Source organism: Nocardia sp. NPDC019395, from assembly GCF_040632335.1.
Taxonomy (GTDB): domain Bacteria; phylum Actinomycetota; class Actinomycetes; order Mycobacteriales; family Mycobacteriaceae; genus Nocardia.
On record NZ_JBEYBT010000001.1, the window covers coordinates 593,277 to 618,051 of the forward strand.

25 protein-coding genes are annotated in these 24,775 nt (G+C 65.8%); 5 read left to right on the forward strand and 20 right to left on the reverse strand.

Annotation, left to right across the window (positions count from 1 at the left end; all coding sequences use genetic code 11):
• Positions 1-37: 37 nt before the first annotated feature.
• From ABZ827_RS02715 to ABZ827_RS02760, 10 genes are all read right to left on the reverse strand, one after another.
• Positions 38-1,078 (reverse strand): NAD(P)-dependent alcohol dehydrogenase, encoded by a 1,041-nt coding sequence (locus ABZ827_RS02715; RefSeq protein ID WP_357231838.1) that lies wholly within the window; start codon positions 1,076-1,078, stop codon positions 38-40.
• Positions 1,078-1,848 (reverse strand): SDR family oxidoreductase, encoded by a 771-nt coding sequence (locus ABZ827_RS02720; protein WP_357231841.1) that lies wholly within the window; start codon positions 1,846-1,848, stop codon positions 1,078-1,080. Before ABZ827_RS02720 ends, ABZ827_RS02715 begins: the two co-directional genes overlap by 1 nt.
• A gap of 12 nt (positions 1,849-1,860) precedes the next feature.
• Positions 1,861-2,616, reverse strand: coding sequence for a glucose 1-dehydrogenase (locus ABZ827_RS02725; protein WP_357231844.1), 756 nt, complete (start codon positions 2,614-2,616; stop codon positions 1,861-1,863).
• Complete coding sequence (locus tag ABZ827_RS02730) at positions 2,613-3,815, reverse strand: acyl-CoA dehydrogenase family protein (protein WP_357231847.1); 1,203 nt, start codon at positions 3,813-3,815, stop codon at positions 2,613-2,615. The genes ABZ827_RS02725 and ABZ827_RS02730 overlap by 4 nt, the downstream gene beginning before the upstream one ends.
• 30 nt (positions 3,816-3,845) lie before the next feature.
• Positions 3,846-4,796: a phosphotransferase family protein gene (locus ABZ827_RS02735; protein WP_357231850.1), complete on the reverse strand. Its 951-nt coding sequence runs from the start codon at positions 4,794-4,796 to the stop codon at positions 3,846-3,848.
• The gene (locus ABZ827_RS02740; protein WP_357231853.1) at positions 4,793-6,001 is read right to left on the reverse strand and encodes an acyl-CoA dehydrogenase family protein; all 1,209 of its coding nucleotides are present in this window, start codon (positions 5,999-6,001) and stop codon (positions 4,793-4,795) included. Before ABZ827_RS02740 ends, ABZ827_RS02735 begins: the two co-directional genes overlap by 4 nt.
• 16 nt (positions 6,002-6,017) lie before the next feature.
• Positions 6,018-7,169, reverse strand: a complete 1,152-nt coding sequence (locus tag ABZ827_RS02745) for a thiolase family protein (protein ID WP_357231856.1) — start codon at positions 7,167-7,169, stop codon at positions 6,018-6,020.
• Positions 7,166-7,540 (reverse strand): OB-fold domain-containing protein, encoded by a 375-nt coding sequence (locus ABZ827_RS02750; protein ID WP_357231859.1) that lies wholly within the window; start codon positions 7,538-7,540, stop codon positions 7,166-7,168. The genes ABZ827_RS02745 and ABZ827_RS02750 overlap by 4 nt, the downstream gene beginning before the upstream one ends.
• Before the next feature lie 36 nt (positions 7,541-7,576).
• Positions 7,577-8,365, reverse strand: coding sequence for an enoyl-CoA hydratase/isomerase family protein (locus ABZ827_RS02755; RefSeq protein WP_357231862.1), 789 nt, complete (start codon positions 8,363-8,365; stop codon positions 7,577-7,579).
• Between the two features lie 99 nt (positions 8,366-8,464).
• Entirely contained in the window at positions 8,465-9,607 is a 1,143-nt protein-coding gene (locus ABZ827_RS02760; RefSeq protein WP_357231865.1) for an acyl-CoA dehydrogenase family protein, read from the reverse strand.
• A 93-nt stretch (positions 9,608-9,700) separates the two neighbouring features.
• Here ABZ827_RS02760 and ABZ827_RS02765 point away from each other — a divergent pair, with 93 nt between their 5' ends.
• The 3 genes from ABZ827_RS02765 to ABZ827_RS02775 are packed head-to-tail and all read left to right on the forward strand — an operon-like array spanning position 9,701 to position 11,503.
• Positions 9,701-10,084: a nuclear transport factor 2 family protein gene (locus ABZ827_RS02765; RefSeq protein ID WP_357231868.1), complete on the forward strand. Its 384-nt coding sequence runs from the start codon at positions 9,701-9,703 to the stop codon at positions 10,082-10,084.
• Positions 10,081-10,452, forward strand: coding sequence for a hypothetical protein (locus ABZ827_RS02770; protein ID WP_357231871.1), 372 nt, complete (start codon positions 10,081-10,083; stop codon positions 10,450-10,452). Before ABZ827_RS02765 ends, ABZ827_RS02770 begins: the two co-directional genes overlap by 4 nt.
• Positions 10,453-10,480: 28 nt before the next feature.
• On the forward strand, positions 10,481-11,503 hold the full coding sequence (locus ABZ827_RS02775; RefSeq protein WP_357231873.1) for an NADP-dependent oxidoreductase: 1,023 nt from the start codon (positions 10,481-10,483) through the stop codon (positions 11,501-11,503).
• Between the two features lie 214 nt (positions 11,504-11,717).
• On the opposite strand, the gene ABZ827_RS02780 is transcribed toward ABZ827_RS02775, so the two are convergent.
• The 8 genes from ABZ827_RS02780 to ABZ827_RS02815 all read right to left on the reverse strand — a co-directional run bounded on the left by ABZ827_RS02780 (position 11,718) and on the right by ABZ827_RS02815 (position 21,307).
• Positions 11,718-13,652 (reverse strand): FAD-dependent oxidoreductase, encoded by a 1,935-nt coding sequence (locus ABZ827_RS02780; RefSeq protein ID WP_357231876.1) that lies wholly within the window; start codon positions 13,650-13,652, stop codon positions 11,718-11,720.
• 323 nt (positions 13,653-13,975) lie between these two features.
• The gene (locus tag ABZ827_RS02785; protein WP_357231879.1) at positions 13,976-14,314 is read right to left on the reverse strand and encodes an FAD-binding protein; all 339 of its coding nucleotides are present in this window, start codon (positions 14,312-14,314) and stop codon (positions 13,976-13,978) included.
• Entirely contained in the window at positions 14,280-14,747 is a 468-nt protein-coding gene (locus ABZ827_RS02790) for a nuclear transport factor 2 family protein (protein ID WP_357231882.1), read from the reverse strand. The genes ABZ827_RS02785 and ABZ827_RS02790 overlap by 35 nt, the downstream gene beginning before the upstream one ends.
• A gap of 7 nt (positions 14,748-14,754) precedes the next feature.
• The gene (locus ABZ827_RS02795; protein ID WP_357231884.1) at positions 14,755-16,230 is read right to left on the reverse strand and encodes an aldehyde dehydrogenase family protein; all 1,476 of its coding nucleotides are present in this window, start codon (positions 16,228-16,230) and stop codon (positions 14,755-14,757) included.
• 99 nt (positions 16,231-16,329) lie between these two features.
• Complete coding sequence (locus ABZ827_RS02800; protein ID WP_357231887.1) at positions 16,330-17,322, reverse strand: ABC transporter substrate-binding protein; 993 nt, start codon at positions 17,320-17,322, stop codon at positions 16,330-16,332.
• Between the two features lie 91 nt (positions 17,323-17,413).
• On the reverse strand, positions 17,414-18,280 hold the full coding sequence (locus tag ABZ827_RS02805; RefSeq protein WP_357231890.1) for an ABC transporter permease: 867 nt from the start codon (positions 18,278-18,280) through the stop codon (positions 17,414-17,416).
• On the reverse strand, positions 18,277-19,104 hold the full coding sequence (locus ABZ827_RS02810) for an ABC transporter ATP-binding protein (RefSeq protein ID WP_357231893.1): 828 nt from the start codon (positions 19,102-19,104) through the stop codon (positions 18,277-18,279). Before ABZ827_RS02810 ends, ABZ827_RS02805 begins: the two co-directional genes overlap by 4 nt.
• Positions 19,105-19,117: 13 nt before the next feature.
• Positions 19,118-21,307 (reverse strand): arylsulfatase, encoded by a 2,190-nt coding sequence (locus ABZ827_RS02815; protein ID WP_357231896.1) that lies wholly within the window; start codon positions 21,305-21,307, stop codon positions 19,118-19,120.
• Positions 21,308-21,563: 256 nt separating this feature from the next.
• Between ABZ827_RS02815 and ABZ827_RS02820 the strand changes: the two genes are divergently transcribed.
• Positions 21,564-21,914, forward strand: coding sequence for a DUF202 domain-containing protein (locus ABZ827_RS02820; RefSeq protein ID WP_357231899.1), 351 nt, complete (start codon positions 21,564-21,566; stop codon positions 21,912-21,914).
• 5 nt (positions 21,915-21,919) lie between these two features.
• On the forward strand, positions 21,920-22,231 hold the full coding sequence (locus tag ABZ827_RS02825; protein WP_357234415.1) for a DUF202 domain-containing protein: 312 nt from the start codon (positions 21,920-21,922) through the stop codon (positions 22,229-22,231).
• 181 nt (positions 22,232-22,412) lie between these two features.
• Here the strand turns inward: ABZ827_RS02825 and ABZ827_RS02830 are convergent, their stop codons facing one another.
• Positions 22,413-23,186 carry a MerR family transcriptional regulator gene (locus ABZ827_RS02830; RefSeq protein ID WP_357231902.1) on the reverse strand — a complete coding sequence of 258 codons (774 nt, stop codon included), beginning with the start codon at positions 23,184-23,186 and terminating at the stop codon, positions 22,413-22,415.
• A gap of 70 nt (positions 23,187-23,256) precedes the next feature.
• Positions 23,257-24,765, reverse strand: coding sequence for an NAD(P)/FAD-dependent oxidoreductase (locus ABZ827_RS02835; RefSeq protein WP_357231904.1), 1,509 nt, complete (start codon positions 24,763-24,765; stop codon positions 23,257-23,259).
• Between the last annotated feature and the right edge of the window lie 10 nt (positions 24,766-24,775).

The following is a 24,775-nucleotide window of genomic DNA, read 5'->3' on the forward strand; positions in this document are numbered from 1 at the left end:
ACTCGCCGCGGGGCCGCGGCGGGGCGGTTCGATCCGTTCACGGCGGCGGGACCAGGACGGCGCGGCCGGTGATCGCTCCGGACCGCAGCTGCCGGTAGACCTCGACCGCCGCAGTGAGCGGATAGGTCTGCGCGGTGACGTGCAGCGCCCCCCGTCGCGCCATATCGACCACGGCCGCCAGATCCTCGCGCGGTCCCCAGAACGGCGCGGTGATTCCCCAGCCTGCCGCCAGCCCCACGTCTTTACCGGCCTCGAGACGTCCGCCCGCGCTGCCGACCACCGACAATCGCCCGCCGGGCGCCAGCGCGGCGGCGGCCGGGGCGACCGTGTCCGGTGCGCCGGCGAAATCCAGAATCAGATCCGCGCCCTCGCCCAGTGCGCCGGCCGCGGAACCGAGATCGCCGAACACGGCGTCCGCCCCCAGCCGGTGAGCCATATCCCGCGCGTCCGGACGGGTGTCCACCGCGACGATGCGGCCGGCACCGAAATCGCGCAGTACCTGAAGGGCGAGATGACCGAGGCCGCCGACACCGATCACCACGCAGACACTCTGCGAGTCGACGAGATCGCGGTGTTCGCGGACCGCGTGATAGGCGGTGAGACCGGCGTCCGCGAGCGGTGCGCAGAGCACCGGATCGACACCGGCCGAGCGCACCAGGAAGCGGGATGCGGGAACGAGCACCGCTTCGGCCAGGCCGCCCGGATAGCCGAGCCCGTTGCCGATCGGTGCCCCGCGACCTTCCCGCGGGCGCAGGCGCGGACAGTAGTTCTCCCGGCCCCGCAGACAGTTGCGGCAGCCGCCGCAACCCCAGATACCGTGCACGACAACCTGTTCCCCGAGCCAGCCTGCCTCGGCCGACGGTCCGGCATCCACGACGGTCCCCGCCACCTCATGACCGAGCGTGAGCGGCAGCGGATAGTCGAAACTACCCGCGGCGGCATCCATGACGTGCAGATCGGAGCGGCACAGCCCGGCCGCCGTCACCTGGACGAGCAGTTCTTCGCCCCGGGGCCGCGGCGTGGGGATTTCCCGGAGTTCCGGTTCGGCGCCCCATGTGGTGAGTTGAACGGCCAGCATCAGCGCGCGGTCCAGCCGCCGTCGACGACGAGCGCCTGTCCGGTCATATACGAGGAGGCGTCCGAGGCGAGGAACACCACGGCCCCGTCCACCTCACCGGTGTGGCCGCCCCGCCCGAGCATGGTGTTGCGGCGGACCCAGCCCGCCGATTTGTCATTGCTGAACAGGCCGTCGGTCATCTCGGTATCGAACCAGCCGGGCACCACCGCGTTCACCCGGATACCCCGGCGGCCCCACTGGCCGGCCAGTTCGCGGGTGAGCCCCAGTACTCCGGCTTTCGACGCGGCATAACTGGCGCCACCGATCGGCGCGGTCGAGACCAGGCCGATCACCGAGGAGATGTTGATATACGACGCGCGTTCCCCGTCGGGTAGCCGGCTCGCCGCGTAGGTGGCCAGGTGGAATCCGGCGAGCAGGTTCAGATCGAGGATGGCGCGGAATTCCGCGTCGGTCTCCTGCTCCGCATTCGGCGGCCCGGGCCGGCCCGCGTTGTTGACCAGGATGTCCAGACGGCCGGATTGCTCGTAACAGCGGTCCACCAGTGCGGCGCGGTCGTCGGGTTCCGTGACATCGCAGCGAACCGGGATGATTCGTGGTTCGGCTGCGGCGAGTTCCTGTATCCGGTCCATCCGGCGGGCGGCCGCGTAGACGGTGGCTCCGGCCCCGGCGAGCGCCCGCGCGAAACCGGCCCCGAGGCCGGAGGACGCGCCGGTGACGACGGCGACCCGGCCGTCCAGTCCGAACAGGTCGTGCAATGCCGGTGTATTCATCTGTGCCGCCTCTCAGTACACCGCGGTACGGCCGCCGTCGACCGGGATCAGCGCACCGGTCGTATAACCGGCGGCATCGCTCGCGAGATGGGTCACCAGCCCGGTGATCTCGGCCGGATCGCCGAGCCGTCCGGCGGGCAGCCGGTCGACGATCTTGCCGATGAACTCGTCGTCCCAGTGCTCGGACATATCGGTGGCGAATCCACCCGGCATCACACAGTTCACCCGCACCGCCGGTGCGTACTCCTGGGCGAAGGCCATGGTGAGCGCGTTGAGTCCGTTCTTGGCCGCGGCGTACATCGCTTCCGGCGGGCTCGGCCGCACCGCGCCGATACTCGATATATTGATGATCGAACCCCCGCCGGCGGCGGCCATCCGCGCCCCGGCGACCGCCATGAGGCGGAACGGGCCCTTCAGATTCACTTCGATGGTCTTGTCCCACAGGCCTTCGGTGACCGACGCCAGATTTTCGGCGAGCGGGGCGATTCCGGCGTTGTTGACGAGGATGTCGAGGCTGCCGAAGCGCTCGATGATCCCGTCGACGGCGGTTTCCAGGGTGTCCCACCGGCCCACGTGCAATTCCAGTGGGTACGCGCTGCCCGGCCCGTCGCCGAGCGCGGCGACCGCGGTTTCACAGGCCGCGAGTTTGCGGCTGGAGACGATCACGGTGGCGCCCGCATCGCGTAGTCCACGCGCAATGGCCAGGCCCAGTCCGCGGCTGGCGCCGGTCACCAGCGCCACCTTCCCGCTCAGATCGGTTGTGCTCATCGGTACTTCTTCACCTCGAGACGCGCGATGGTGCGCAGATGGACTTCGTTGGGGCCGTCGGCGATCTGCAGGGCGCGGGTGATGGCGTGCATCCGTGCGAGGACGGTGTCGTTGCTGACCCCCGCCGCACCGTATGTCTGCACCGCCCGATCGACGACGGTATGCGCGACCTCCATGGCCGCGACCTTGATCGCCGCGACCTCCGAGCGCGCCGCGGCGTTCCCTTGCGTGTCCATCAGCCAGGAGGCCTGCAGGGTGAGCAGCCGGATCTGGTCGATCTCCATCCGGCTGCGCGCGATCCATTCCCGCACGACCCCGCGGTCGGACAGTGGCCCGCCGAAAGCGGTCCGTTCCAGTGCCCGCCGGCACATGAGATCCAGGGCGCGTTCCGCCATTCCGATGGCCCGCATGGCGTAATGCATCCGTCCGGGACCGAGCCGGCCCTGGGCGATCGCGAAACCGTCGCCCTCGGCGCCGAGCATGTTCTCCGCCGGGACCCGCACATCGGTGAACTGCACCTCGCCGTGACCCAGCCGGTCGTGGAACCCGAACATCGGCAGATCCCGCAGCACCTCGATACCTGGTGCGTCGGCCGGTACCAGGATCATGCTCTGCCGGCGGTAGGCGGGGGCGTCCGGATCGGATTTACCCATGAAGATGATCAGTTTGCAGTCCGGATCCAGGATTCCGGAGATGTACCATTTGCGGCCGTTGAGCACGTAGTGGTCACCGTCGCGCCGGATGGTCGAGGTGATATTGGTGGCGTCGGAACTGGCGACGGCCGGTTCGGTCATGGCGAAGGCCGAGCGGATCTCGCAGTCCAGCAGCGGTTTCAACCACTGCGCTTTCTGCTGTTCGGTCCCGAACATGGCCAGAATCTCCATATTGCCGGTATCCGGGGCCGAACAGTTGATTGTCTCGTTTCCGATGATGGACCGGCCCACCGTTTCGGCCAGCGGGGCGTATTCGAGATTGGTGAGCCCGGCGCCGAGGCCGTCGTGGGTCATGAACAGATTCCACAGGCCCTGCCGCCGGGCCTCGGCCTGCAGTTCCCGCATGATCGGCGGCTGGTCGTGCGGGTTGTCCGCGGCGGCGACCTGTTCGTCGTAGACCCGTTCGGCGGGGTAGACGTACTGCTCCATGAAGTGTTCGAGCCGGTCGAGCAGCTCTCGAGTGCGGGCGGAGTAGGAGAAATCCACGGTGCGGCTCCTGAATCGGGGGAGTGGACCTCAACCGGCGAGGAGCGCGGTGCCGGTCTCGATGAGGCGGGTGATGGTGGCGGGCAGCTTTTCCTGATCCGGGTCGTGGTGCCGGCCTTCCCGGTGCCGCCGCAGATTGTGTCCCATGATGGCGGCCATCTTGAGCCGCCCGAGCGCGTCGAACCAGGGCAGATCGGTCAGTTCCGGGCCGCCCGCGCGGTAGCGGTCCACGAGTTCGGCGGAGTCGGGAAGGCCCGGGACCGTGCGGCCTACTTCCGGGAAATTCGTGCCGTCGGCGAAGACCAGGAACCAGCCGAGTTCCACCCGTGGATCGCCCGCGCTCCAGATCTCCCAGTCGATCAGGGCGATCGGTTCGGTGCCGGCGGCGATGATATTGCCGAGCCGGTAATCGCCGTGCACGAGCGTGGGAGTTACCGGGTCGGGGATCCGGCGGCCCAGCAGGTCCAGCAGCCGATCGGCGCCCGCGACCAGTTCGGGCGGCACCGCACGGAGTGTGCGCGCCCAGCGGGCGAGTTCGTCGGCCGGTGTCAGCGCGGCTTCGACGCCGGGGATCGAGTCCGGATCGATCGCATGCAGCCGGGGTAGCACCTCGGCCGCCCGCCGCATCCGTGCCGCCGCGAGGGCGGGTTCGACGGCCGGATCGTCCAGGACCGGCTCGAGCGATTCCCCGGCCACGAATTCCATGGCGAACCAGGCGGGTTCGCCCTCGTCGACGGCCACGATCCGGGGCACCGGGACATCGGTCCCGGCAAGGGCGCCCATCACCCGGGCCTGCCGCAACATATCGTGGCGGCCGATCGGCTTGCGGCCCTCCGGTACCGCCTTCACCACGAACGTGGGGCCGGTGGTGGAGATCCGGTAGGTGAGACCCGAGTGGCCGCCGGGCAGCGTCTCGAAACCGGTGACCTCGATATCCAAGTCGGTGCGCAGCCGGTCGCGCACCCGCTGTTCCAGCGTCATGGCCGCGGCTCCTTGGGTAGGCCGAGCACCCGCTCGGCGATGATGTTGTGCTGGATCTCGTCGGTACCGCCGGCGATCCGGTAGCCGGGCGCGCCCAGCACATGTTCGGTCCACGCGTACGTGCCCCAGCGCCCGGAATCCGCGGCCAGCTCCCGGCCGAGCAGCAGCCGCGCCACCTCGGAGGTCCTGGCCATGGTGTCGGTGGCGAGCAGTTTGCCCACCGACGCCTCCGGTCCGGGATCGGAACCCGCGACCACCGCCGCGGCGACCCGCATCCCCGCGATCCGCTGCACATAGCTGCGCGTCACCAGATCCGCGACCCTGTCGCGTTCCAGTTCCGTCAGTTCGCGGCCCAGATTGCGCGCCAGCGCCACTGCCCGGTCCGCGTTCGCGAGGCCGAGACCGGCGCCGTCGAGCCGTTCGGCGGCGAGCACGGTGAGTGCCACCGGCCAGCCTTTGCCGGCCGGTCCGAGCCGCATCCCGTCGTCGAGTACCACGCCGTCGAGGTAGACCTCGTTGAACGAGCTACCGCCGGTCATCTGCCGGATCGGCCGGACGGTGACCCCCGGCGCGTCCATCGGGACGAGGAAAACGGTGAGTCCCGCGTGTTTGGCCACCGCGGGGTCGGTGCGGCATACCGCGACCCCGAGGTCGGCGACCCGCGCCCCGGAGGTCCACACTTTGTGCCCGTCGAGGGTCCAGGTGCCGTCGGCATTGCGGGCGGCACGGGTCCGCACCGCCGCCAGATCCGACCCGGCCTCGGTTTCGGAGAAGAGCTGGCAGGCGATGACGTCGGTGCGCAGCATCGCCCGCACATAGCGGGCCCGCTGCTCCTCGGTACCCCACTGCTCGATGGTCGGCGCCACCAATTGCTGGGTGACCGAGAACATTTCGGTGCGCCGCGGCACATCGAATTCTTCCTCCGTGCGCCGGAACGCCAGCGCATAGGACATCGGCAGCCCCCGGCCGCCGTATTCTGCGGGCCAGGTCAGCGCGCCCCATCCGGCATCGAACTTGGCTTGCTCATAGGCGCGGATGGTGTCGGTGTTCCGCCGTTCTTCCGCGGCGGTCCAGTTCTCGAAGACCGCCACCGAATCGTCCCCGTCGCCCCAGGCGGATTCGGTGCGCGGCGCGGCCGTGCCGCCGAGCCAGGCGCGGGCCTGCTCGGTGAATTCGGCGAAGTCGGGAAGTTGCTGTGTGCTCACTGTGCTCACTTCGCTCTCAGACCGATAGAACGGTGCAGGCGCTGATACCCGGAGCGCCGTAGACATGGGTGAATCCGGTTTTCGGCGCGCCGGGCACCTGCCGATCACCCGCTTCGCCGCGCAACTGGGTGACGATCTCGTGCACCTGCCGCAGCCCCGAGGCGCCGATGGGTTCGCCGTTGGCGATACAGCCGCCGTCGGTATTGATCGGCAGCCGGCCGTCGATCTCGGTGGCGCCCGCCGCGATCATCTCCTCCTGCGCCCCGGGAGCACAGAAACCGCATTCGGCCATATGCATGATCTCCGCGCCGCTCTCGGTGTCCTGGAGTTGCGCGACGCCGATCTCGTCCGGCCCGATCCCGGCCTGCTCGAACGCCGCGGCCGCGGCATCCGCGCTGACACTGGTCGGTTCGCCGGTGCCCTGGACGGCGGGACTGAACACTTCGAAGGATCCGAACCGGCGGGTGCGATGGCTGATGGCACGCAACCGCACCGGCCGTCCACCTAGGCGGCGGACGGCGGCTTCCCCCGCGACAACGACAGCCGCCCCGCCCTCGCCCGGCGAACAGAACATGAATTTGGTGAGCGGATCGTTGACCATCTCCGCGGCCAGGATCTGCTCGGCCGAAACCGGTTCGCGCCGCCAGGCATTCGGGTTGCGGCTACCGTTGCGGTACGCCTTCTCGGCGACCTTGGCCAGCGTGGCCGCGGAGATACCGTGTTCGCGCATATAGCGGCCGATCTTGGCGCCGAAGAACTGCGTGGTCACCATGAGACCGGCCGAACCGTACCCCTCGGGCAGTCCCCAGTCGGCGGGGTCCGGATCGAATGCGCCACGCGGGTGCTTGTCGAAACCGACGGCCAGGGCGATCTCGGCGGCGCCGGAGCGGACCGCGTTGACGGCGGAGAACAGCGCGCTACCACCCGTGGCGCACCCGTTTTTGACATTGGTGAACGGGATCCCGGTGAAGCCGAGTTCGGCCACCAGGGTGTCGGCCAATCCGGACCCGTCGCTGCCGCCGTAGGCGACCTGGATATCGGGCCAGGTCAGACCGGCGTCGGCCAGTGCGTTGCCGATCGCCTGGACAGCGAGTTGGCGTCCGGTGACCCCGGGCTGACGGCCGAAGCGGGACAGGCCGCTGCCGATGATCGAAACCTGCTGGGTCACCGGACCTCGCTCTGCTGAAGGGATATGGTGGCGAACCGCGGCACCGGCGTCACGGCGACGAGTCGCACCGGTGCCCGGTCCAGGCCGGCGAAATCGTCGCAGTCGAGAATCGCCTCGACCTTGATTCCCTCGGGGAGTTCGACGTAGCCCACCGCGTACGGTGTGAAGCCCTCGGCGGGAACGACATACGGCGGCGATTTCGGTGCGAACCGCTGCACGGTGTGCGCCCACACCACGCCTTCGGTACTCAGTTCCAGCGGTTCGGCGGTGGGTGCGGCGCAGCGCGCACAGTTCGCACTCGCCGGATAACCCACCGTGCCGCATACCGCGCACCTACTGCCCTCGAGTACCGGACTCACCTGCTCGCCCATGTCGTCCCTTCCGATTCGTGGCTGCCTATCCGGAATTCAGCGACCGACCCACTTCGGCTCGCGCTTCTCCAGGAAGGCATTCACACCCTCGCGCGCATCCTCGGACTGCAGGGCGTTGCCGACGGCGAGGTGTTCCATCACCATCAGCGACTGGATATCGGCATCCAGGCCGCGGTCGATGGTCATCTTGGTGAGCTTCATGGCGAACGGGCTCTTGTCCACGATCGGGGCGATGAAGTCGGCGACGAGCTGATCCAATTCCCCGGCGGGCGCCGACGCGTTGATCAGATCGAAGTCGGCGGCTTCCCGGCCATTGAGCAATTTGCCGGTGAGCATCAGTTCTTTGGTCTTGCGGATACCGATCATCCGGGGCAGCCGGTAGATCGGGCCGGCGCCGCCGAACAAGGCCCGCCGAATATGGAAGTCACCGATCTTGGCATCGTCGGCCGCGACCGCGAAATCGCAGGAGATCATCAGCTCGAAGCCACCGGCGGTGACATAGCCCTCGAGCACGGCGACCGACGGGGTGTTCATCGAGTAGAGCCGGTCGCAGACCTTCGCGGAGAGTACTGCGACGTCCATGGCGTTGGTTTTCCCGACATAGTTCTCGCGCAGATCGTCGAGGTCGAAGCCGGAGCTGAAGGTGTTGTCGCGTCCGCGCAGCACCAGCACCTTGAGTTCGGGATCGTTGTCGACCTCGGCGATGATCTCGTCGAGCCGGTGCAGCAGTTCCACTGTGACCGCGTTCTTCTTGTGCGGGCGGTTGAGCCAGACACGGGCGATCTCGCCGTCTTTCTCCAAGATGATGTGGTCGGTGTCGATCATCGAAGCCTCTTTCGCTGAGTTCCTGAACTGGATTCACTTCAGTTCTACTGGACGACGGGAAGCGCGTCAATACGGATTTTCCGGAAGGTCCGGTTCCGGTCACACGCCGATCAGTGCGGCGACGCGGGCGCGATGGGTGCGCGCATCACCCTGTGCCGCTTCGTTTCCCAGTGCCCGGCGGAAGTAGGAATGCGCCGGATGCTCCCAGGTGAACCCGACTCCGCCGTGCAGTTGCACTGCCTCTTCGGCCGCGTGCACGGCGGCCTCCGTGCAGACCGCGCCGGCCACGGCCACGGCCAGCCGGGCGGAATCGGGATCCTGGGCAAAGAGTGCGGCCGCGTACCGCGATGCCGATCGCGCGCGCTCCAGCGATACCAGCAGATCGGCAAGTCGATGTTTGACCACTTGAAATGACCCGATGGGCCGGCCGAATTGCTGCCGGGTCCCGGTGTACTCGATGGTCATTTCGAGCAGGTGATCGATGATCCCGGTGTTTTCGCAGGCCAGCGCAAGGGTTGCCAGGTCGCGCAGGCGTGTGCGCGTCGTCGCGGTGGTGTCCGGTGCGGTGAGTGGCACGGCTGGACAGTCGTGCACGGTCACGTCAGCTCGACGTCTGGTCGAGTCGAGAACGCGGCGTTCGGTGCGCCGGGTGTTCTCCGGCGGCCGTAATGCGAACAGCAGGAGGCCGTCGGCCGTCGCGGCCGAGGCGACGACGACATCGGCGCTCCCGCCGCCGACCAGGTCTGTGACCGTGCCGTCGATACGCCAACCGAGCGGCCCCGTCGTGGCGCGGAGGTCGTCCGTGGTCGGGTCGAGTGCGCTCACTGTGGCGATGAGTTTCCCGGCGAGTACCTCTGCCAGTGGAGTGTCTTCGGCTTCCGGGGCCGCCAGCAGGGCGTGGGCGCCGAGGACTGCTGAGCTGTACACAGGCTCACACGCCAGCGCCCGTCCGCATTCCTCGAGGACTATCGCCAGCTCGGCGGTCCCGTAACCGAGCCCCCCGTTGTGCTCCGGCACGGCCAGGGTGGTCACCGACATCTCGTCGACGAGCATTTGCCACAGTCGGGGTGAGTAGCCGGGGCCGGTATCGGCTGCCGCGCGGACCTGTTCGATACCGCTGTGCTTTCCGAGTAGCCCCCGTAGTGATTCGCGCAGCTGTAACTGTTCGGGGGCGGGAGTGAGTCCCGCCGGTTCCGAACGTGGCCAGGGACTTTCGGTGGCGGCTGCCGAGGTCGGAGACATAGTTCTCCCCTTGAGTTGAGTTCAATTCGATATTGCCGAGCGTACCGGCTGAACCTCTCGACAAGAAGAGCTTGGCTGAACTAAGTTCATTTCATGACCCACCTGATCGAGGACTACTACGCGACGGTCGACAGCGGCAGATTGCAGGACGCGACGGCCCTGCTGGCCGAGGGTGTCGAATTCGCGATGGTCCTGCCCACAGGCATCAACCGGGACCACGGTCGCGCCGCCATGTTCGACTACCTCAGCGGCAGGCCGAAGGTGAACCGCAAACATCGTCTACTGCGCGTCGCCGCCGACGGTGATATGCAGTTCGCGCACGGCGCGGTCACCGAGAACGACTCCGTGACCACCGGCTGGTTCGTCGCCGCGATGCATATCGGCGCCGACGGCCGCATCGACCGGTATCAGGTCTGCTTCAGCACCGATTTCGCGCTACTGCCGGAGCAGTCCTCGAACGAAGGAGCGCGGGCATGACAACGACGGTCCCGGTGCTCACCCGGTGGTTCGACTGCATGGATTCCAGCGACCCGGACCGGGTGCTCGGGATGATCGCCGATGATTTCACCATGTCCGTTCAGTTCTCGAAAGGCGACGGTCAGAGCGCCGAATTCGTAGGCGACCGTGACGGGTTGATCCGCTATCTGGCGCAGCGCGAGAAGAGCACACTGATCCACCACATCGATGTCGGCGCGGTGGCTGGCGAATACGAGCTGGTTCTCGGTCGTACCACCCGAGAGGGGGTCTTCGAGGCCTCGTTCAACGCGACCGCACAGCTCGACCCCACCGGCGCCGTCCGCCGCCTGCTGATCGCGCGGACTCCCGAAGTCGCGTTCGCGCGCTGAACCGGATCGCCGAGTGAAGGAACCAACGTTGAACCATCACGTGCGGCTGGCCCGCCGTCCGGTCGGGAAACTGACCACCACCGACCTCGAGCTGGTCGAGGTGCCGGTCCCGGAGCCGGGGCCGGGGGAGGTGCTCATCCGCAACACTTGGTTGTCGATCGACCCGTCGATCCGGATCCGGCTCGCCGAGACCACGCCCGACGGATATCTGCCGCCGCTGCGGCCCGGCGATGAACTCTCCGGGCTGGCTCTGGGGAGGGTAATCGAATCCCGGAGCCCGGATTTCGCCGTCGGCGACCTGGTATCCCACACTCTCGGCTATCGGGAGTATGCGCTCGTCGGCACCCGGGTTCAGACCATCGGCGGATACGGCGCCCCGGCCCGGATCGATGCCGGTGAGCTACCGCCCCAATGGTTTCTCGGTCCGCTCGGCAGCGCTGGGCTCACCGCGTATGTGGGGTTGTTCGAAATCCTGGCCGTTGCTCCGGGGGACACGCTGTGGGTTTCGTCCGCCGCCGGCGCGGTCGGCGCCCTGGCCGCGCAACTCGCGCATATCCGGGGGGCGACGGTGATCGGTTCCGTCGGCAGTCCGGCGAAAGTCGCGTTCCTGCGGGACGAACTCGGCATCCCCGCGTTCGATTACCGTGATGGAGCGCTGCCGGAGTCGCTGGCAGCGCTCGCACCCGGCGGTATCGATGCCTACTTCGACAATGTCGGTGGCGACCACCTCACGGCCGCTTTGGACGCCCTTCGCCCGGCGGGCCGGATCGCGCTCTGCGGTGCGGTCTCCGGCTACGACGGCGCCGCTCCGGCCGGCCCACCGAATCTGTTCACCATGGTCTCGAAAGGGCTGCGGATGCGCGGTTTCCGGGCCGGTTCGTTCACGCACCTCGAGGAACCGATGCGCCGGGAGGTGGCCGGTTACCTTGCGGACGGCCGGCTGGCATATCGGGAATCGGTTTTCCACGGGATAGCCGAAGCTCCTGCCGCCCTGGTGGCGCTGCTGTCGGGTGCGACCGTCGGCAAGACGCTCTGCCGCCTCGCCTCGTAGAGCCGCGGGCGCCGGGGGCGGGCTCGGGTCAGTGCCGCCGCGCCGAGCGATATTTCGAAGTCCGTCCTGGTTTCCTCAACGCTCGAGCTGGTCCGGCTCTTGTCGATTGCCGTGCACATCGACGAGGACCGGGGCCGCCGGCAGGTCGGAGACCCCCTACCGGGTGTCGAGCACCGAGTTGTGGGGTAGTGCCCTCGGCGAAAGCCCGCCTCGCTCAGAGCTCGGCGCCTGTGCGGTAGCCCTCGGCGATGGCGTGGCTGATCCGGCGCGGGGTAACGCAGTCGCCGATGGCGCTGACTGCGCCGCCGGACTCCAGTCCGAGCCGAGAACGCGACATACGCGGTCGATGCCATACGATGAGGGCATCGTCGAGGGCCACGTCCCCGTGACCGAAGGCCGGCCGCAGCAAAAGTGGATCGCCCGGGTCCACAGGGGGCACGAGTGAGTGACCGGTGATGAACTCGACTCCGGCCGCACCGAGCCGCCCGAGAAGCGGCCCGACACTCTCATGGGGTATCCGCGATGCCGGTCCCATGAGTGGCGTGGCGATCGTGACCTGCCAGCCGTGCTGCGCCAGTGCTTCAGCGGCACTGTAGGCAGGCCAGAATCCATCGCTCTCGTCATAGACCAGGGCCCGCTGATTCTCGGCCGCGGGCAGCCTGCCCAGAAGTACGTCATCGACTGTGGCGGACGGCCGATCCCGCAGGCCGGCCGGAAGCTCCGAGGGGCGGGAGCCGGTGGCCACGACGATATGGTCCGCGGCCTCGCGCAGGTCTGCGAGGTCGTCGAGTTCGATTCCCGCGGAAAGGTTCACATCGACTTTCAAGCGGCGGAGTTCGCGTTGCAGATAGTCCACCACATCGATGAGGGTTGCTCGGTGTGGCGCGGCAGCGGCTACCCGGACCGCGCCGCCGAGTACTGGGTCCTTCTCGAACAAGGTCACCCGATGTCCGCGGCCGGCTGCGACGCGGGCGGCCTCCATACCCGCCGGACCTCCTCCTATGACGAACACTTCTTTCCGCCGTGGGGCCGCGATGCCGACACCTGGATGGCGACCCCGCCCTATCTCGGCGTTGACCGCGCAGTGCAGGTGCGGGTCGAAGGCTCGGCAGTCCTGATTGATACCCAAACACCCGCGAATCTCGTCCAGCCGCCCTGTCTGTGATTTGATCGGCAGATCGGGGTCGGCAATCAGTGCCCGCGCCATCCCCACCATGTCGGCGTGGCCGGATTTCACGGCATATTCGGCGGTGCCGGCATCGCGAATCCGCTGGCCGACCAGAGTGGCCACGCCGGTGGCGGCTCTGACCGCGGAAGCGGAGGGGATCGCGACCGCGTCCTCGTTGGTGGAGTCCTTCACGTACTTGCCCCGAGTGCCGTGGGTGATACTGAAGTAGTCGATCCCCAGATCGGTCAGGTTCTCGGCGATACGCACGCAGTCGTCGATTCCCATACCGCCCCGGATTTCTTCCTCACCGCTGAGGCGGACCCCCAGGACGAATCCGGCGGGTATCACCGACTTCATCGCTTCGATGATCAGCCGGGTGAAACGCATCCGGTTCTCGAATGATCCGCCGAAGGAGTCGGTGCGCTGGTTCGTCAGGGGGGAGAGGAATTGGGCCGGGAGATAGCCGTGCGCCGCATGCAACTCTGCTCCGTCGGCGCCGGCCGCGACCAGATTGGCGGTCGAGGTCCGCCAGCCCTCGACGATATCCTCGATCTCCGGGATCGTCAGTTCGTGTGGCGGATAGGCGTCGCGGACGGTTTTGATCGCCGAAGGCGCCGACGGGGGCGCATCCGATTCACCGCCGATGAACTCACGCCCGAGATGGCAGAGCTGGCCGATGAAACGGGAACCGTGCCTATGGATTACCGCGACCTTCTCGGCTGTGGCCGGCACGAACTCATCGATGTAGGCCTCGACGAGGCGTCGTGACCGAAGAGTGGTCGTAGGGTGAACCACTGTGGCGCCGCCGATGATCATCCCGACGCCCCCCGCCGCGAGTCGTTCGAAATGCTCGACATCTCCGTGTGTGGGCACGCCGCGTTCGGCCATACTCGTCCCGGCCGGTAACGCAACCAGGCGATTTCTGATCGTCATACCACCGACGTCGAATGGAGTGAAGAGATGGGGAAAGTCCGTACTCATGATCCTTGTCTTTCCGACTGTCCGGCCGAACTCGGCCGTCCGTAACTCGACTGCACTGTCATCTGTTCAGCGCCCGTTCCGCCGTTGCTGTACGCAGCGACTTGGTCGCATACCGCGTTCTGTAGCCGATCGAGGCCGTCGAACCGGCAGCATCCGGTCAGCCAACGGCACTTCTCCGGTCGCGGCCATGACAGAACCTTCCTTGCGGGGCGACACGGCGTGCCCGCGGGAAGCGCGGGTACCAGGTCTCCGGGGGCGGGTGACTCCTACCCGACATCTCGATGCGTACGGATGCCGAGCAGGAGTTCCTGAAACGGTCGCCGTCACGCCGCGCTTGCGGACGATGCGGCAGCGTGGCTTCCGGCGATATACCCGAAAGTGAGTGCAGGGGAGAGGGTTCCGCCTGCTCCGTCGTAGAACATTCCGGTCACTCCGGCCATGACATTGCCCGCGGCATACAGGCCTTCGATGGAGTGGCCGTAGGCATTCACGACCTGGGCATCGGTGTTCGTCCTGGGTCCGCCCGTGGTGCCCAGCGTCCCGCTGTGTACCGGTATCGCATAGTAGGGGGCCTTCTCGAGACTACGAGCAGATCCTGTTCGACTCCCGTCGAGCCATCGATGGCTGTTACGGCCACCCGGGCACCTCCGGCCCGCGGCCACCGACCGAAGCGAGGTAGCCGAGGCTGTCCGTGCGCCGTTCGCCCCATACGATCTCGAAGACGAGCCGGGAAATGACCCATCGACCGTCGACCCGGGTCAGCTCCTGGTGGTAGCGGCCGACGAGTTGGCAGACATCCTTGTCCCCGGCGAAAGCTTGGTAGGAGGTGTGGTAAACCAGCGCGGTCGCCCGGTCATCGCGAACGTCGACGTGATACGTCCGGAGGAAGTGGTGCTGCCAGATACAGGTGCTGGTGGCCTCTCGGATCCAGGAGATCACCCGGTCCCGGCCGGCGATGGGCTCGGCATTGCCGTACTGCGCCCAAAGGTCCGTATGTAGTACCTGCTCCAGATCTCCGACGCGTCCGGAATCGATATGCGATGCGTAGCGATAGATGACATCTTCGATAGCCACACGCTCTTCGGCGGTTGTCATTCGACTTTCACTCTCCGACCTTGGTCCAGACTGTTTTCAGTTGGGTCAGCTCCTCGATGGATGCGGCGCCGAGATTGCGGCCGTGCCCCGAGAGCTTGACTCCCCCGTAAGGGATCGAGGGGTACACCATCTGGTAGCTGTTGATCCACACGGTCCCGGTGCGCAGTGCCGATGTCATTCGGCCGGCCGTATCGAGGTCGGTGGTCCATACGCCGGCGGCGAGGCCGTATAGGCTGTCGTTCGCTATCCGGACTGCTTCGGCTTCGGTATCGAACGGCAGGATCGACATCACCGGCCCGAAGATCTCCTCCTGCGCAATACGCATCTCGTTCTTCACGTCGGTGAAAACGGTCGGTTCGATGAAATAGCCGGACCGGTCGGGCGAGGCGCCACCGACTGCAAGGGTGGCCCCTTCGTCCCGGCCGATCGCGATGTACTTCCGCACTCGCTCGAGCTGTTCGGACGAGACCAGCGGTCCGACTTGGGTGGCCGCGTCGAAGCCGTCACCGAGTGTCATTCCCTCGGTCCCCTCGATGACCAGCTTCGTGAACTCGGCCTGAACGGATCGGTGCACGAGGACGCGCGACCCCGCGGTACACACCTGACCGGATGCGCCCCACACCGCCATCCTGGCTGCTGCGGCAGCGGCCTCGAGGTCGGCATCGGGGAATACGATGAACGGACTCTTTCCGCCCAGCTCCAGAGTCACTCGCTTGACCTGTCCCGCTGCCGCTGCCTGGATCGCTTTCCCGGTGGCCACGGACCCGGTGAACGAGATCGCATCGACCCCTGGGTGCTCGACCAAACCTGCACCGACCTCTTGACCCCGACCTTGCAGCACGTTGAAGACACCCGGGGGGATACCTGCCTCGGCCGCGATCTCCGCCATCAGCACCGCGGTCATGGGAGTCTGTTCGGCCGGCTTCAGGATGACCGAGTTGCCGGTGGCCAAGGCGGCCGCTACCGAGCCGAAGACCGTGATCGGACCGTTCCACGGCGTGATGAGACCGATGACGCCGATCGGCTCACGTTCCACGCGCACCGAGAACCCTTCCGGCGCAGGGGGAATCGAACCTTCGATTTTGCTGGGCCAACCGGCATAATAGTCGATTCCGTTGGCGGCGAAATCCACGCAGAAGTCGACATACCAGCTGATCAGACCGGAATCCAGAACGTCCAGTTCGGTGATCATGCTTTTCTGATCGAGCAGCAGCCGACTCATTGTGCGGATGCGCCGCTCTCGCTCCAGCGGATCGATCGAACGCCACGACCGGTCGTCGAATGATCGACGAGCTGACCGGACCGCACGGTCGACATCTGCGCGGGCACCCGCCGAGGCCCGGGCAATGCGCTCGCCGGAAGCCGGATCGAGCACGTCCATTGTCTCACCGTTGATCGACGGGACGATTTCACCGTCGATGAAATGTCCGAATGTTTGCTGTAGTCGATTACGGGTTGCTTCGGAAAGTGGGTATTTATTCACGGATTCTCCTGGATGAAGGGGCTGCGATCCTGCGAAGGGTTCGCGTGGATTTCCAATCGCTGGACCATGCCCGGCGGGAACGTCGAGATACGTGGACGGTCAACTACCGATGAGATCTGCGGCACCGGCTTCGGTCGTCGGGGCGTCCGGGCCGACGACCGCCTGGGGGTCGGCGTCCACGCCCGCTACGGCGAAGTTCGCCGCGAGCCCGGCCGGGTCGATATGGGCCACGAAGCTACCCCGCACCAGATCGAGTTCGTCCGGCGAGTAGTTCACCTCCTGGCCGAGAAGATTCGTGAGTTCGACTTGCAACGCACCGGAGTTGGCCGGATTCTTGATCCAGTCGATAGCCTGCGCGATGGCTCGCGCGAACGCTGGAGCTGCGGGATTGCCGGCGAAGGACACGTTGGCAAACCCATACGTGGTGGGTACGTTCAGCATTTCGGTCGGCCCGGTGTGCTGGAAGTCGTAGAGAATTCTTCCCAGGTTCATTCGCTGAACGCGGATCGCCGAGATCGGATCGAGATTGACTGCCTGGACGCGGCCACTCTGAAGAGCCGAAATATTCTCTGCAACACCGGTAACCGTGACATATTTCATGCCCGGGACGTCTGCCTCTTTTTCGATATATTTGAAGATCTGATCGCTGTAACCGCCGGGAGCGGTCACTCCTATCGTCCTATCGGCGAGGGCCCGAGCGGAATCCGGATATGTGGCGCCGGTGTCGTGGACGCTGTTCGAAACTACGACCGTACTTCCTCCGCCCTGTCCGATGATCGCCTTCAGCGGTGCGCCCTCCCTGATGGCCGTGGCCGCGACGGTTCCGGTTATCGCGGCGACGTCGATCTGGCGTGCGACCGCCGCCTGCAGCAGGCTAGGCATCGACGAGGCAGTTTCGACGTCGACCTCGAGCTTGTTCTGCTCGAAGAAGCCCTGATTCTGTGCAACCTGAATCGGCAGGGTGGGCAGGGCGTTGGCGAACGCTCCGACGGTGATGGCGGTGACACCGTTGACGGTGGTGGGTGAGCTGCTTACACATGCGGACAGCGTCGTGGCGGCGGATACCGCCACGGCAGCAGCAATGAGCGACACGATCCGATTTCCGCCGATACGTCCGGTTTTGAACAACGCTGTTCTCCTGAAGTAGAGAGGGTAAGAACCCGCGCACGGGATTGGTAGGAGGTCAGTTTCCAGCCGATTCGTAGGCGTGCCACCGGAGGAGGCGCTTCTCCGTTCGGCGAATGGCCGTCGTCAGGATCGTTGAGACGATCGTGAGGATTACGAGGACAGCAAAGTAACTCGCCGCTTGGAACGAATTCGCGTAGGCCGTCATCCGTGTTCCCAAGCCAGCGCTGCCCGACACGATTTCTGCTGCGATGACGCCCAGGAACGAATAGATCAGGGACAGTTGCAGGCCCGAAGCGATCACCGGTGTAGCGCCCGGCAGGACGAATTTCAGCATGGTTTGCCGGCGCGTCGCGCCCAGGCTTTTCGCCAGAAGTTGCAGGTCCTTGTTCGGGCTGGCCAGCGCTGCCGTCACCGTGGTCGCCATGATGAAAAAGGCGATGGTGAAGGCCAGGACTATGCGGGGCGTCACGCCGAGACCGAACCAGGCCACGAACAGCGGGATCAACGCGATTCGGGGCACAGTGTTCAGCGCGTTCAGAATGGGCTCGAGTGCATCGGCGAGGACCCTGATCGAACTGAGGACCAAACCTACAAGTATCCCCGCGACTGCCGAGAGGCTGAACCCCAGCAGCACTTCTGTCACCGTGACGAATGTATCCTGCCAGATCTGGCCGTTCGGCAGAAGGTTCCAAAAGGCTACCGCGATGGCGGAAGGCTTGCTCGTGAAGAGCTCATCCACCACCCCCATAGAGGCGCACAACTCCCAGGATCCCAGGATCAGGGCGATCGTTCCCAGCCGGAGGCTCCAGACCAGGGCTCGACCTTCCGGCTTCCGCTTCTTTCCAGCCGCATCGAATGCCGGGGGATGGCCGGGCCGCTCGACCCCACTTGCCGGGGTGGTGGCCTTGACCGGTGCGCTCATAGTTCGACCTCCTGAGCAAGCGATTCCCAAATACGTTCGTGGAGCTCCGTGAACTGGTGGTTCGACCGCAGCGCGACGGCGTCTCGCGGGCGCGGGAGGTCGACCTGGAAGGTCTCCTTCACAGTTCCCGGCCGACGTCCCATCAGGACGATGGTGTCGGAAAGAGCAATGGCCTCCGCCAGGTCGTGGGTGACCATCAACGTGGTCACGGCATTCGCGCCGGTTTGCAGTAACCGGAGCAGTTCGCCCTGGACCAGGACGCGCGTCTGCGAGTCGAGCGCGGCGAAAGGCTCATCGAGTAGTAGCAATTCGGGTTCGACCACCAGTGCCCTGGCCAGGGCGACGCGCTGTCGCATACCCTGTGAAAGCTGACCGCGGTAGTTACCGGCGGCATGGCTCAGGCCCACTTTGGCGAGTAACTCGTCTGCGCGCTGGAGACGTTCGGCCTTCGGGACCCCGCGGAGCTCGAGCGGCAGGGCAACGTTCTCCCTCGCGCTACGCCACGGGAGCAGAGCATCCCTGGCGAATGAAGTCGAAACCTCCGGGCGCCCCGCTTTGGCGGGCCGGCCCAGCACACTGACGCGACCGGACTGGATTTCCTCGAGCCCTGCGACAATATTCAAGACCGTGGTTTTACCGCATCCGCTCGGGCCGATGATGCTGATGAATTCCCCTGCGCGGACGGTCAAGGAGAAGTTGTCGACGGCCGGTACGGGTATACCGTCCGCACTGATGAACGTGTGATTCAGATTCGCGATGTCCACGCCGTGCGTACCCGCTCCATCGCGGTCGGCTGTCGTGGTCGTCATTACCATGTCTCGCATCGATCGAATACCTTCAGTCTCCTCGTGCTACTGCTTCGGTCATGGCGGAGACATGTGCAGCGCTGAGTGGTTTGGTGTCTATGGTTATGCGGTCGAGACGGCCCGTGAATCGGTGCGGAACGGAATAGCGGCGCGAGACCGGGATTCCCTCGTCGTAGCCGACGCAGAGGTTTGCTCCGTAGTACTGCCACAGGGGCGGGATTCCGGACGTGAGGCGGTACGTTTCGATCTCTACACCGTCGGCGTGGAGGCTCATCTCGCCGCCTGTTCGCTCCGTGTTCGGCGTGTACGTAAGTTGTAGGTTGCCGATTTCTTCGATGCGATCCCACGACAGCAGGTGCTCGACGCCGACTCGGCTCATCACGAAGTGGAGTCGCCCGGTCTCGGCGACCACGGCCCATCCGTTGTTCCAGTCCCCTTGCGCGCAGATCACTCCGGTGTCCGCCGCGCCGAAAGAACCGTTCATGCGGAGGGTGAAGCCATCGCTCAATACCGGACCGCAATGTTCGTGTATCGGGCTCGTGCCCGGTCGGTAGACGAAGTGCGTCCGCTGCGGTCCGGACCCCGACGCCTCTGCGATGAGATCGACGAACGAACCCTCGATGAGGGGGAGGACGTTGTTGCGTCGTGCCTCTTCCCACCAGGTGTGCTCGAGGTCGGCAACGATCTCCGGGTGGCTGTCCGCGACATCACGCGCCTCGGAGAAGTCCGTGGTCAGGTCGAAAAGGTGCCATGTATCGGTCTCGTAGGAGCGGCTGCCCTCGACCAGCTCGGATTCGGCTCCCGCCCCGGTGATCACGTGGTCGGTGGTCGCCTTCCAGCCGTTCTTGTAGAGCGAGCGGGTGCCGACCATTTCGAAGTACTGCGTTCGCTCGATCGAATCGGCCTCATGCCTGAGGACCGGAAGAAAAGAGCGTCCATCGAGTTCGATATCGCCGACGTCCACACCGGCCATTTCGCAGATCGTCGGCAGGATGTCGACCATATGGTTGAAGCCGGAAGCGACCTCGCCGCGACCGACGGGGAGCCCGGCCCGCCAATTGACGACGAACGGCACCCGAGTGCCGCCCAGCCAGGAATATCGCTTCCACAGGTGAAATGGTGTATTGCCTGCCCAGGCCCAGCCCCACGAATAATGGTTGTACCAATCGGCGCTGCCGATACCCGAGATGTGCTCGGCCATTTCCTCGACGTTCGAGTCCACGCCGAGTGCGAAGCCGGTTTCGTTGAGCGTGCCGTCCGGGCCGCCTTCTGCGCTTGCACCGTTATCCGATAGAACCATGATCACCGTATCGTCACGGATGCCGAGCTCTTCGAGATGCCGCACCAATCGGCCGATCTGATGATCGGTGTGCGAGACCAGCCCGGCGAACACTTCCTGCATTCGGGCGTACAGCGCTCGCTGCGTATCGTTCAGGTCTTCCCATGCCGGTACCCACGACGGCCGCGATGTCGGTGTCGTGCCCTCGGGCACGACACCGAGCGCGATCTGGCGCTCGAATACGCGTTGGCGCATAACATCCCAGCCTTCGTCGAAGGCGCCGCGATACTGATCACTCCATTCGTCGGCGACGTGGTGGGGTGCATGCGGCGCGGCCGGCGTGAAGTACAGGAAGAACGGCCGGTCGGGATTGCCTTGCTGTTGATCGGTAATCATCCGAATCGCCTGGTCGGCAAGGTCCTCGGTGAGGTGGTACTCCTGTGTGGCGCCACCCGGCGAAGGGATGTGGTGATTGTCGACCGTGAGATTCGGCGCCCACATATTGGCCTCGGATCCGAGGAAGCCGTAGTAGCGGTCGAATCCCATTCCCAGCGGCCACCGCGTGTGCGGCCCGGCCGAGCTTTGCTCGCCACGCGGAGTCAGATGCCATTTACCCACGGCGAAGGTGCTGTATCCAGCGGTCCGGAGTAGGCCGGGAAGTGTATCGATTCCGCCGGGAATGCGGCCCGAGTATCCGGGTCGATTGGTCGGTGTCTCCGGAAACAGTCCCATGCCGACTGCGTGGTGGTTTCGCCCTGTCAGCAGAGCTGCACGCGAGGGCGAACAGAGCGCGGTGACGTGAAAGGCATTGTGCCGGATGCCCCCTTCCGCGAGTGAATCAATGTTCGGCGTACCGAAGGGGGCGCCGAAGCATCCCAACTGGGCGAATCCGCAGTCGTCCAATAGGACGACAACCACGTTCGGGGGCTTCCGCACCTGCACTCTTGCTCCTCATTATAAAAACTGAACTGACTTCACTTCTGAGACCATACGTGTCGCCTGTCACACCGTCAAGGGGTCTGTGGGGGCTTTCTGTGCCGTGAGTGGGGCATGTGTCGCCAGTAGTCGGCGGCGGGCGCCTCCCGGTCATCTCCGCAGAGGTTGTCCGGTGATACGGTAGACATAAAGTGAATTCAGGTAGGTAGACGGGCGGGTCGAGCAGCACCGGACCGGCGTAAGGCACAGAAGGTGACCACATATGCCCACACGGGCGCCCCGATGGGTATACGGCCAGGGCAATGAGCCGGACTACCGGTTCACCTTGGCGAATGAACGAACATTTCTCGCCTGGATCAGGACGGCGTTGGCGCTGGCTGCTGCAGGCGTGGCCACCGGCGCCCTCACGGCGCATCTCCCGGCCACTACTCGCCACCTGGCGTCTACCGGCCTACTTTGCCTGGCCGCGGCAGCTGTCGCGATCGGCTGGCTTCGGTGGGCGCGTTCCGAGCGCGCGATACGACTGGGCAAGCCTTTGCCGGCCGCTACCACGACCGCTCCGATCGGTCTGTGCGTTATCGCGGTCTGCGTGGCCCTGCTCCTCGCCAGTTGACGCACATGGGCTTCCCGGATTCGGAACACCCCGAAAGGGATTCGGGCCTGCAGCCGGAACGCACCCGCCTTGCCCGATTCCGCACGGCACTCTCGGTTCTCGCGGCGGGTGCGATGATGCTACGTGTGTTGTACGAGGGTGGGGGGGCCGGCGCGGCGCTCTGGCCGGCCGCTGCTGCAGTCGGGATGCCGACGTTGATACTCCTGACTCGGTCCAAAGGCGACAGTGCGACAGCGGACGGACTACACATCACGATAGTGGCGGGCGCCACATTGTGCGTCATATTCCTCGCGCTGGCATTCGTGTCGAGAGTCTGAGTAGCTCGTGTGCATCATCGCTGCGCCCGGAAACGGCATGTTCTCCTCGGACCGTCCGGCCCGGATCCTGGGTCGGTTTGTCGGTAATGCCGAAGCTGGAGCCGTCGGGGATGCTGCTGCGTGACAACTCCGACACCGGACAGCCCGGAAAACCGCTCGGTCGGCAATTCGTTGAGTGCGGTCAGCGGCCGCGTTCGGCCCGTCCCGCTTTGCGTTCGCGTTCCCGCTCGGCCGCGGCGGCGAGATAGTCACCGAGTTCGCGGGCGAGGGTGGCGTCCAGGGAACGAGCCAGGCTGGTGTGTACGGCGGCGACACCGAGTTCGCGCATCGTGTTCAGCATCCGGGTGGTTTCGGCGATCTCCTCGTTGGTGTCGGGTAGCCAGCCCGGGCCGTGCTCGTCGACGATATGTTTTTTCGCCGCGCGGATCAGAATGCCGCTGATATCGTCGATCCGGGTCGCCACCTCGGCGTATACCGAGATGAGCGTGCCCAGGTCGATTCCGTACTCGTGGAGTTCGGTGAACGAGGTGAGCAGCTGGGTATCGGTGATCACCACGGTGTCGCCGTCGATCCGGACCAGATCCATGCGGCGCATTTTCTCCACCAGCTCGTCGGATCGCCCGCCGAGGATGGTGGCGAGCAGTTCCCGGGAGACCTCGAACGGCTCCTCCTGGGACCAGTTCGCGGTGACCGCGTGCTGCAGGCCGAGGACCTCGGTGAGGTCCTTGCCCGTTTCCCAGCTGGTTATGAAATCGGAGATATGCGCGGTGGTGAACCCGCGCTGCAGCAGGGCGTCGATGAGGCGTAGCCGCTCGAGGTGGGAATCGTCGTAGATACTGGCGCGGCCGTCCCTGGCCGCGGGCGGTGGGAGCAGGCCGCGTTCCTGGTAGGCGCGGACATTGCGGGAGGTGGTGCCCGCCGCCCGGGCCAGATCGTCGATCCGGTACCTCGGCATGTTCTCCGCACCTCCTCGCCCGCCAGCCGCCCGGTTGCCCCCGGCTCGAGTGATCGAGTCTAGCCGCCGGTCACGACGCGGGGACCGACCTGCGCGGAATACTCGATTCGGCCGTCGCCACCGTGTAGTCGTCGAGGTCGACCTCGCGCAGCTGGTGACGGTACTGGGTGGCGAACCCCGGGTACATGGTCGGGTTGAAACCGTCCTCGGTGAGATACCAGCTCCGGCAGCCCGAATTCCAGGTGGTCGCCCCGAGCCGGCGCTGGATGGCGGCGTTGTAGCGCTCCTGGCGGTCCGGGCGGACATCGAGCATTCGCAGGTCGCGGTCCAGGATGATGCGAACGGCGCGCACCAGATAGTCGATCTGCGACTCCATGTACACCAGTGCCGAATTGTGGCCGGGCCCGGAATTGGGGCCGAAGGTGAGGAAGAGATTCGGGTACCCCGACACTGTGACACTGCGATACGCGAATGCGCCGCGGCGCCATTCATCGGCGAGTACCCGCCCGTCCCGTCCGGTGATCGGGATCGGGGTGCCTTTCTTGGAGACATCGAAACCGGTGGCGAATACGAGGCAATCGGCCTGGTGCTCGATCCCTTCGGCCGTCCGGATACCGTCCGGGGCTATTCGCGCGATCGGCCAGGTGATCAGCTTGCAATTGTCGCGCTGCAGTGCCGGATAGTAGTCGTCGGACATGAGCAGGCGTTTACAGCCGGCCCGGAAATCCGGTGTGAGCTGACGGCGCAGCCACGGATCTTTCACCTGGCGGCGTAACTGAGCCCGGCCGACCATTTCGACCACCCGGGTGAGCGGCGTATTCCACACGACGCCGAGCGCCACCGATTCGTGGCCGTAGAACCAGGCCTGCCGCGCCAGGGCTTCCGCGCCCGGCACCTGTCGGTAGATCTCCTTCGCCAGCGTGCCCGTCCGGCGGTTGACCCGCGGCAGGACCCAGCCCGGGGTGCGCTGGAAAACCTTGACCGCCTCAGCCTTCCGCACCAACTCGGGGATGATCTGGACCGCGCTGGCGCCGGTGCCGATCACCGCCACCCGCTTACCGGAGAAGTCGTAGTCGTGATCCCACCGCGCGCTGTGGATTCTGTGGCCGGTGAAGGTGTCGATACCCGGGATATCGGGAAAACCGGGTTCGGTCAGCGGCCCGGAAGCCAGCACCACTGCCCGGGCTCGGACAGGCGCCCGGCCCTCGAACTCGATATCCCATATTCCGGCGTTTTCGTCGAAGGACATACCGGTCACGTTGTGTCGCAGGCGGATATGCGGTGTAACGCCCGCTTTCGCCGCGATCGAATCGATATAGCCGAGGATTTCCGAGCTACCGGAGTAGGTGTGTGACCAGTCGGGGTTCGGCGCGAAACTGTAGGAGTACAGCCGGGACGGAATATCGCAGGCGGCACCGGGGTAGGTATTGTCGCGCCAGGTACCGCCGATCGCGGACCCCCGTTCGAATACGGCGAAGTTGCCGATACCGTTCTGGCGTAATCGGATTGCGGCGCCGATACCGGCGAATCCGGCACCGATCACCGCGACGTCCAGCGGCGCCGCATTGTGTGTCGTCATGGTGTTCCTC

Coding starts and splice junctions, on each gene's coding strand:
- ABZ827_RS02715 (WP_357231838.1), bottom strand. CDS start 1,078: ATGCTGGCCGTTCAACTCACCACATGGGGCGCCGAACCGGAACTCCGG.
- ABZ827_RS02720 (WP_357231841.1), bottom strand. CDS start 1,848: ATGAATACACCGGCATTGCACGACCTGTTCGGACTGGACGGCCGGGTC.
- ABZ827_RS02725 (WP_357231844.1), bottom strand. CDS start 2,616: ATGAGCACAACCGATCTGAGCGGGAAGGTGGCGCTGGTGACCGGCGCC.
- ABZ827_RS02735 (WP_357231850.1), bottom strand. CDS start 4,796: ATGACGCTGGAACAGCGGGTGCGCGACCGGCTGCGCACCGACTTGGAT.
- ABZ827_RS02750 (WP_357231859.1), bottom strand. CDS start 7,540: ATGGGCGAGCAGGTGAGTCCGGTACTCGAGGGCAGTAGGTGCGCGGTA.
- ABZ827_RS02755 (WP_357231862.1), bottom strand. CDS start 8,365: ATGATCGACACCGACCACATCATCTTGGAGAAAGACGGCGAGATCGCC.
- ABZ827_RS02760 (WP_357231865.1), bottom strand. CDS start 9,607: ATGTCTCCGACCTCGGCAGCCGCCACCGAAAGTCCCTGGCCACGTTCG.
- ABZ827_RS02765 (WP_357231868.1), top strand. CDS start 9,701: ATGACCCACCTGATCGAGGACTACTACGCGACGGTCGACAGCGGCAGA.
- ABZ827_RS02770 (WP_357231871.1), top strand. CDS start 10,081: ATGACAACGACGGTCCCGGTGCTCACCCGGTGGTTCGACTGCATGGAT.
- ABZ827_RS02780 (WP_357231876.1), bottom strand. CDS start 13,652: ATGAGTACGGACTTTCCCCATCTCTTCACTCCATTCGACGTCGGTGGT.
- ABZ827_RS02790 (WP_357231882.1), bottom strand. CDS start 14,747: ATGACAACCGCCGAAGAGCGTGTGGCTATCGAAGATGTCATCTATCGC.
- ABZ827_RS02805 (WP_357231890.1), bottom strand. CDS start 18,280: ATGAGCGCACCGGTCAAGGCCACCACCCCGGCAAGTGGGGTCGAGCGG.
- ABZ827_RS02810 (WP_357231893.1), bottom strand. CDS start 19,104: ATGCGAGACATGGTAATGACGACCACGACAGCCGACCGCGATGGAGCG.
- ABZ827_RS02820 (WP_357231899.1), top strand. CDS start 21,564: ATGCCCACACGGGCGCCCCGATGGGTATACGGCCAGGGCAATGAGCCG.
- ABZ827_RS02825 (WP_357234415.1), top strand. CDS start 21,920: ATGGGCTTCCCGGATTCGGAACACCCCGAAAGGGATTCGGGCCTGCAG.
- ABZ827_RS02830 (WP_357231902.1), bottom strand. CDS start 23,186: ATGCCGAGGTACCGGATCGACGATCTGGCCCGGGCGGCGGGCACCACC.
- ABZ827_RS02835 (WP_357231904.1), bottom strand. CDS start 24,765: ATGACGACACACAATGCGGCGCCGCTGGACGTCGCGGTGATCGGTGCC.